This is a genomic window from Pseudomonas sp. 2VD (assembly GCF_005503585.1).
Taxonomy (GTDB): Bacteria; Pseudomonadota; Gammaproteobacteria; order Pseudomonadales; family Pseudomonadaceae; genus Pseudomonas; species Pseudomonas aeruginosa.
In genome coordinates this window covers 1-5,631 of sequence record NZ_SCND01000379.1, presented here as the reverse complement: position 1 = coordinate 5,631, position 5,631 = coordinate 1, and the positions used below count along the sequence as shown (strand labels likewise).

Genomic DNA, 5,631 nt, shown 5'->3' with positions numbered 1-5,631 from the left:
TCGTCGGCGCGTTCGAAGCGCAACGCTATGGACACGGCGGTGCCGATGATCCAGGGTTGCGTCTGCGCGCATTGCGCCGGGCGCTGCCCTGGCGCCTGGTGCGCACGCCCACGCGGGATGGCCGGGGAGAGGAGCAGGCATGACGGGGTTCATCGATGAACTGCTGGCCGAGGTGATCGGCCAGCAGGTGGCGTTGATGTCGGCGGTCGCCCGCCTGGAGGCGCGCACGGATGGCGAGGCACTGCACGACCTGCGCATCGCCCTGCGCCGTCTGCGCAGCCTGCTGCGGCCGATCCGCGGAGTCCCCGGCGTCGAGGAGCTGGAGCATGCCGCCGCCGAGGTCGGGCGGCTCAGCGGGCCGATCCGCGACCTGGAGGTGCTGCTGCCGGCGCTCGCCGCCGAAGGGCTGCGGGATGCGCTGGCGGTGCGCCGGCCGGTGCTGGAGTCCGGCTACGTGGCGGTTCTCGCCAGCCAGCCGCTGCACCGCCTGCAGCTTTGCCTGGACGTCTGGCCGGCCCTGTTGCGTACGGCCCAGCGGCATGCCGTGCTGGATGGCCTGCACGGCCGGGTGCGCAAGCGCCTGCGCCGGCAATGGAAGACCCTGCGCGCCGAGCTGGCGGACACCACCTACGAGCACTGGCACCCGCTACGGCTGCGGATCAAGCGCGTGCGCTACGGGCTGGAGGCCTATCCGCACGATTGCAGCATTCCCGGCTCGCTGCTGGCGCCGCTCAAGGCGGCCCAGTCGGCGCTGGGCGATTGGCACGACCTCGAACAGTGGCTGTTGCGATGCCAGCGCGAGCCGGACCTGGCGCCCGTGCGCGAGGTCTGGACGGCACGCTTCGAACTGGCCCGGGAGCGTGCCGGACGGGCCCTGTCGACATTGCAGCAGGCGCTTGCCGAGCACTGAGGCCGCCGGTATTCCGATCGGCTTTTTCCCAAGGATCGCCTCGCCTAAGATGGGCCCTCGAATCCCCTCGCGAGGCACACATGAATTTTTCCGAATTGATCCAGGCGGTCCGCCGCGACCCTTCCTCGGTGGTAGTACCGGCCAGTTGGGGCCAGGGCCGCGCCACCTTCGGTGGCCTGGTGGTGGCGTTGGCCTACGAGGCCATGCTTGCGGTGGTCGAGGCGGGGCGTCCGTTGCGCTCCATCGGCGTCAGCTTCGTCGGACCGCTGGCCCCCGAGCAGCCGGCGAGCTTCAGCGCCCGGTTGTTGCGCGAGGGCAAGGCGGTGAGCCAGGTACAGGTCGAGGTCCGTCAGGGCGAGCAGGTGGTGACGCTGGTCCAGGCCAGTTTCGGCGTCGCCCGCGCGTCGGCGGTGGCGGTGGAAGCGTTGCCGGCGGCCGGGATGAAGGGCCCCGAAGAGAGCCAGGAGCTGCCCTATATCCGTAACGTGACCCCGGAGTTCACTCGCTACATCGCCATGCGCTGGGCAGTGGGCGGCCTGCCGTTCTCTTCGAACAAGTCGCGCCAGATGGGCGGCTGGATGCGTTTCCGCGACGAACCCGAGGGAGAGCCCATGGAGGTTTCCCACCTGCTGGCGCTGCTCGACTCCTGGCCGCCGGCGCTGTTGCCGCACCTGGGCACCCCGGCGATGGCCAGCTCGCTGACCTGGACCGCCGAGTTCCTCCAGCCGCTGCCGCAGCAGGGCAGCGGCGACTGGTGCCGTTACCTGGCGGAGATCGAGGAGGCGCGCGACGGCTACGGCCACGTGGCGGCGCGGATGTGGAGCGCCGACGGCCAGTTGCTGGCGATCAGCCGGCAGATGGTCACGGTGTTCGGCTGAGGCGCATGTCAGGCGGGCGCGTACTCGGTGCGGTTGCGCCCGCCGCTCTTGGCCTGGTAGAGCGCGCTGTCGGCGCGCACCAGCAGGCTTTCCAGGTCGTCCCCGGCGTCCCTGCGCAGGGCGACGCCGATGCTCACGGTCATCCGCAGCGGTTCGCCGTCGGGATTGCTCACCCGTAGCGCCTCGACGCCGGCGCGCAGCCGTTCGGCGACGTCCAGCGCCTGGTCCAGGCTGACCTCCGGAAGCAGCGCGGCGAATTCCTCGCCGCCCAGGCGACCGAGCAGGTCCACCTCGCGCAGGCCCTGGCGCAGGGTCTCGGCGACACGTTGCAGGGCGCGGTCGCCGGTCAGGTGGCCGTGGCTGTCGTTGATGTTCTTGAAATGGTCGATGTCCAGCATCAGCGCCACGCAGGGGTGGCGGAAGCGTTCGGCGGCCTTGAGCATGAGTTCCGCCTGGTGCAGGAACGAGTGGCGGTTGTGCAGGCCGGTCAGGGTATCGGTGCTGGCCAGCAGGCGCAGTTCCTGTTCCATGGCCTTGCGCCGGCTGATGTCGTAGCACCAGATCAGGGTCGCCGGCTCGCCGTCGATTTCCAGGTGGCGCGCGCAGATCACCGCCCAGCAAGGCGTTTCCCCGCATAGCTGGGCTTCCCAGCCATCCACCTGGCCGCGCGCCTCCAGGGCGTTCTGCAGGCGGCTGTATTCGCTGGCGCTGGCGAACAGCCGGGGCAGGTTGAAGTCGTCCTGGGCCTGGCAACCCAGGCGCTTGAGCAGGCGCGGGCTGACGTAATGGATGCTGGCGCCGCAGGCGCTGAGCAGGACCACGTCGCTCGGGCTGGCCTCGAGGATGAAATGCAGCAGCGCCTTGCCTTCGCTGAGCTGGCGGGTGCGCTCGCCGACGCGTTTCTCCAGGGTGGCGTTAAGCTCGATCAGATGCCCGGCCAGTTGCTGCGCGCGCTTGAAGTCGGCGACCAGGCGCAGCACCAGCAGGGCACCGCCGGCACCGATCCCGAGCAGCGCCCAGAACAACGCGTAGAACGCCCGGTGCAGGCGCTTGCGGTCGACGTCCAACTGGTTGGTCAGGGCGATGTTGCTGGCGACGACGATCTGGTGGGTCGGTTCGAGCAAGGGCGGGACCTGCTGGACGATCTCCGCGGCCAGGCGGCGCGCGGCGACGGGATCGCCCCAGGGGGCCTGGTCCGACCAGCGATCGCTGAGCTCGATCAGGCGTTGCAGGGTGGCCTGTACCTCCGGACGCGGTTCGGCGAGATGCCTGAACAACGACTGGCGGCGCAGCGGCGCGATCAGGCTGGCGAGGACTTCGAGACGGATCGCCAGGTCGTCGGCTTGGCCTTCGCCGCTCTCGGTGTGCCGCGCGGCGTCCAGCGTGCGATCCAGTTCGGCGCGCAGCGAGTAGGTCTGCCACAGCTCGTTGTGCAGGTTCGGCTGGGCCAGTTGCTGGGCCTGGCGCACCGCCAGCCACAGCGCAGCCCCGGCGATCAACGCCATGAGCAGCACCAGGCCGAGCAACAGCCCCATGATCTGGCGTTGCCGGCGCAGCTTTGTCGGATCGAGCAGCGGCACAGTCATGTCCGTTACTTACTCAAGAGTGATGGAGCTGACCTGCCAGACGGTACGGTTGTAGTAGACCTGGTTTCTCAACTCAGGATAGCGGGCCATCGGGTAGATGATGAAAAGCGGTCCGCGTTCGCGGATCGCCATGTAGGCGCCGTTGCGGCGATAGGCGAGGATGGGCTGGTAGCTGTCGAGGTCGCTGTACGGGATGATCGCCGAGTAGTCGTTCAGCGCCAGCACGCGCAGGCGCTTGGGCGGCGCCAGGTCCAGGTGGCGCAGCAACAGGCTGAGGCGCACGCCTTGCCAGCGGGCGTTGGCCTCGCCGGGGAGCTGGGCTTCCAGGGTCTCGCTGGGCAGGGCTTCGAGGTCGGACAGGGTCAGCCGTATGGGAGCGCCGCCGGACCGCTGCAGGGTGACGATCGGACGTCCGCCCAGCGGCACGGGTTCCGCGGCCTGGGCAAGAGGCAGCCCCAGGCAACAGAAAAAGACGATTAATTGACGCATTGACGGCATGTTGTCGGTCCACGACAGGATTCCGTCGATTATATCGGCAGCGTCGCGCTAAAACTGAAGGGCTGTGCAAAATCCCGGACGAACTGTCACTTATGCCGTTCGCGCCAGGCCCGCCACCAGGCGCCGCTGAGGACGAAGCGGGGGAAGGTGACGAACTGCTCGACGAGCAGGCGACTGACAGCGTCGCGCCGATCGCTGAATGGCTCGGGTGCCTGTTTCTCCAGCGCGTGTCCCTTGGCCTGGATCGCCAGGCCGGCGCCGATGCCGATGACACCGAGCACCACCTGCAGCAGGTCCAGGCCGAACAGGCCGCCGAGCAGCAGGATCGCAGCGACGACGAACAGCGGCACGGCGATCAGGTGCAGGACCAGGTTGGTCGGGTTGCGGTGGTTGGCGGCATAGCCGCGCCATTGCCAGGCGAGCAGGTTGGGATGACGTTTGCCCATGTTCTCGGTACTCCGTGACGGCGACCCGCGAGGCGGGTCGTTGCATGTCGTCGAGTCTAGGCGGGGTGCGGCAGCGCGGCGAATGATTCCTGCCTATCCGGGCGATAGGCAGGTGCGCCTGCGGATCAGAGGCGTAGCTGGCCGATGGCGCGGGTCAGATCGCCCGCCAGGTCGACCAGTTGCTGGCTGGTGGCCGCCGACTCGACGGTCTGCTGCACGGTGAGTTCGGTGACGTCGCGGATGCCCACCACCGAACGGGTCATCTCTTCCGCGACCTGGCTCTGCTGTTCCGCGGCGACGGCGATCTGCGTGTTGCTTTCACGCATCTGCGCCACCGCGTTGGCGATCGCCGCCAGCGCCTCGCCGGCGTCGCCGGCCTGGCTGACGCAACCGTCTGCCTTGAGCGAGCTTTCCTGCATGAACTCCACGGCGTCGCGGGTACCCGACTGCAGGGCGAGGATCATCTGGGTGATCTCGTCGGTGGAGTCCTGCACGCGACGGGCGAGGTTGCGCACCTCATCGGCCACCACGGCGAAGCCGCGGCCCATTTCCCCGGCCCGCGCGGCCTCGATGGCGGCGTTGAGGGCAAGCAGGTTGGTCTGTTCGGCGATGCCGTGGATCACGTTGACCACGCCGCTGATCTTCTGGCTGTCTTCGGCCAGCTTCTGGATCATCTCGGCGGTGTCCTGGACGCCCTGGGACAACCCGGCGATCGACGCGCTGACCCGGCTCACCGCCTGCTGGCCGGCGCCGGCCAGGCGGTCGGCTTCCTGCGACTGGTCACGGGTATCGGCGGCGTGCTGGGCGATATGGAAGACCGTGGTGGACATTTCGTTGATCGCGGTGGCGGTCTGGTCGGTCTCGCTCTGCTGGCCGAGCATGCCCTGGCGTACCTGGCCCATGCTGCGGGCCAGCGCCTGGGCGCCTTCGTCGAGCTTGGTAGCGGCCGCGGCGACGGTGCCGACGATGCGCTGGTAGCCGGCCTGCATGGCGTTGAAGGCGCTGGCCATCTGGCCGACTTCGTCGCGTCCCTGCAGCGGTACGCGAGCGGACAGGTCGCCGCTCTTTTCGACGTGCAGCATCACGTCCTTGAGGGTATGCAGGTGGGTGAGGATGAAGCGGATCAGCAGTTGCGAGGCCGCCAGCAGCGCCAGCATCAGCACCAGCACGGCGACGGCGTAAGCGCCGGCCCGGTCGGCGAAGACCTGCCACAGGTCGCTGGCCGGGGCAAGCACGGCGAAGCGCTGGCCGGAGCCGGTCTGGCCGACCCAGGCGCCGAGCAGCGGGGAATCGCCCGTCGCTTATACACATCT

The 5,631-nt window shown here is 68.9% G+C and carries 6 protein-coding genes and 1 pseudogene; 3 read left to right on the top strand and 4 right to left on the bottom strand.

All coding sequences use genetic code 11. The annotated features are described in order from the left end of the window. The 3 genes from FFS27_RS33820 to FFS27_RS27570 form a co-directional block, all read left to right on the top strand. Window positions 1-143 (top strand): hypothetical protein (locus tag FFS27_RS33820; protein ID WP_256659665.1); only part of this gene is annotated, 143 nt, incomplete at its 5' end. After that, window positions 140-910, top strand: coding sequence for a CHAD domain-containing protein (locus FFS27_RS27575; protein ID WP_003117634.1), 771 nt, complete (start codon window positions 140-142; stop codon window positions 908-910). The genes FFS27_RS33820 and FFS27_RS27575, both read left to right, overlap by 4 nt. A gap of 80 nt (window positions 911-990) precedes the next feature. Continuing rightward, on the top strand, window positions 991-1,788 hold the full coding sequence (locus FFS27_RS27570; protein ID WP_003090970.1) for an acyl-CoA thioesterase: 798 nt from the start codon (window positions 991-993) through the stop codon (window positions 1,786-1,788). 8 nt (window positions 1,789-1,796) lie between these two features. Here the strand turns inward: FFS27_RS27570 and FFS27_RS27565 are convergent, their stop codons facing one another. The 4 genes and pseudogenes from FFS27_RS27565 to FFS27_RS27550 form a co-directional block, all read right to left on the bottom strand. After that, window positions 1,797-3,374, bottom strand: coding sequence for a GGDEF domain-containing protein (locus FFS27_RS27565; protein WP_003114745.1), 1,578 nt, complete (start codon window positions 3,372-3,374; stop codon window positions 1,797-1,799). A gap of 9 nt (window positions 3,375-3,383) precedes the next feature. Then, window positions 3,384-3,872: a molybdopterin-dependent oxidoreductase gene (locus FFS27_RS27560; RefSeq protein ID WP_021264972.1), complete on the bottom strand. Its 489-nt coding sequence runs from the start codon at window positions 3,870-3,872 to the stop codon at window positions 3,384-3,386. Between the two features lie 86 nt (window positions 3,873-3,958). Then, window positions 3,959-4,318 carry an Mpo1-like protein gene (locus FFS27_RS27555; RefSeq protein WP_003090963.1) on the bottom strand — a complete coding sequence of 120 codons (360 nt, stop codon included), beginning with the start codon at window positions 4,316-4,318 and terminating at the stop codon, window positions 3,959-3,961. Window positions 4,319-4,443: 125 nt separating this feature from the next. After that, window positions 4,444-5,601 (bottom strand): annotated as a pseudogene (locus tag FFS27_RS27550) (methyl-accepting chemotaxis protein); the annotation flags it as partial. Window positions 5,602-5,631 lie beyond the last annotated feature (30 nt).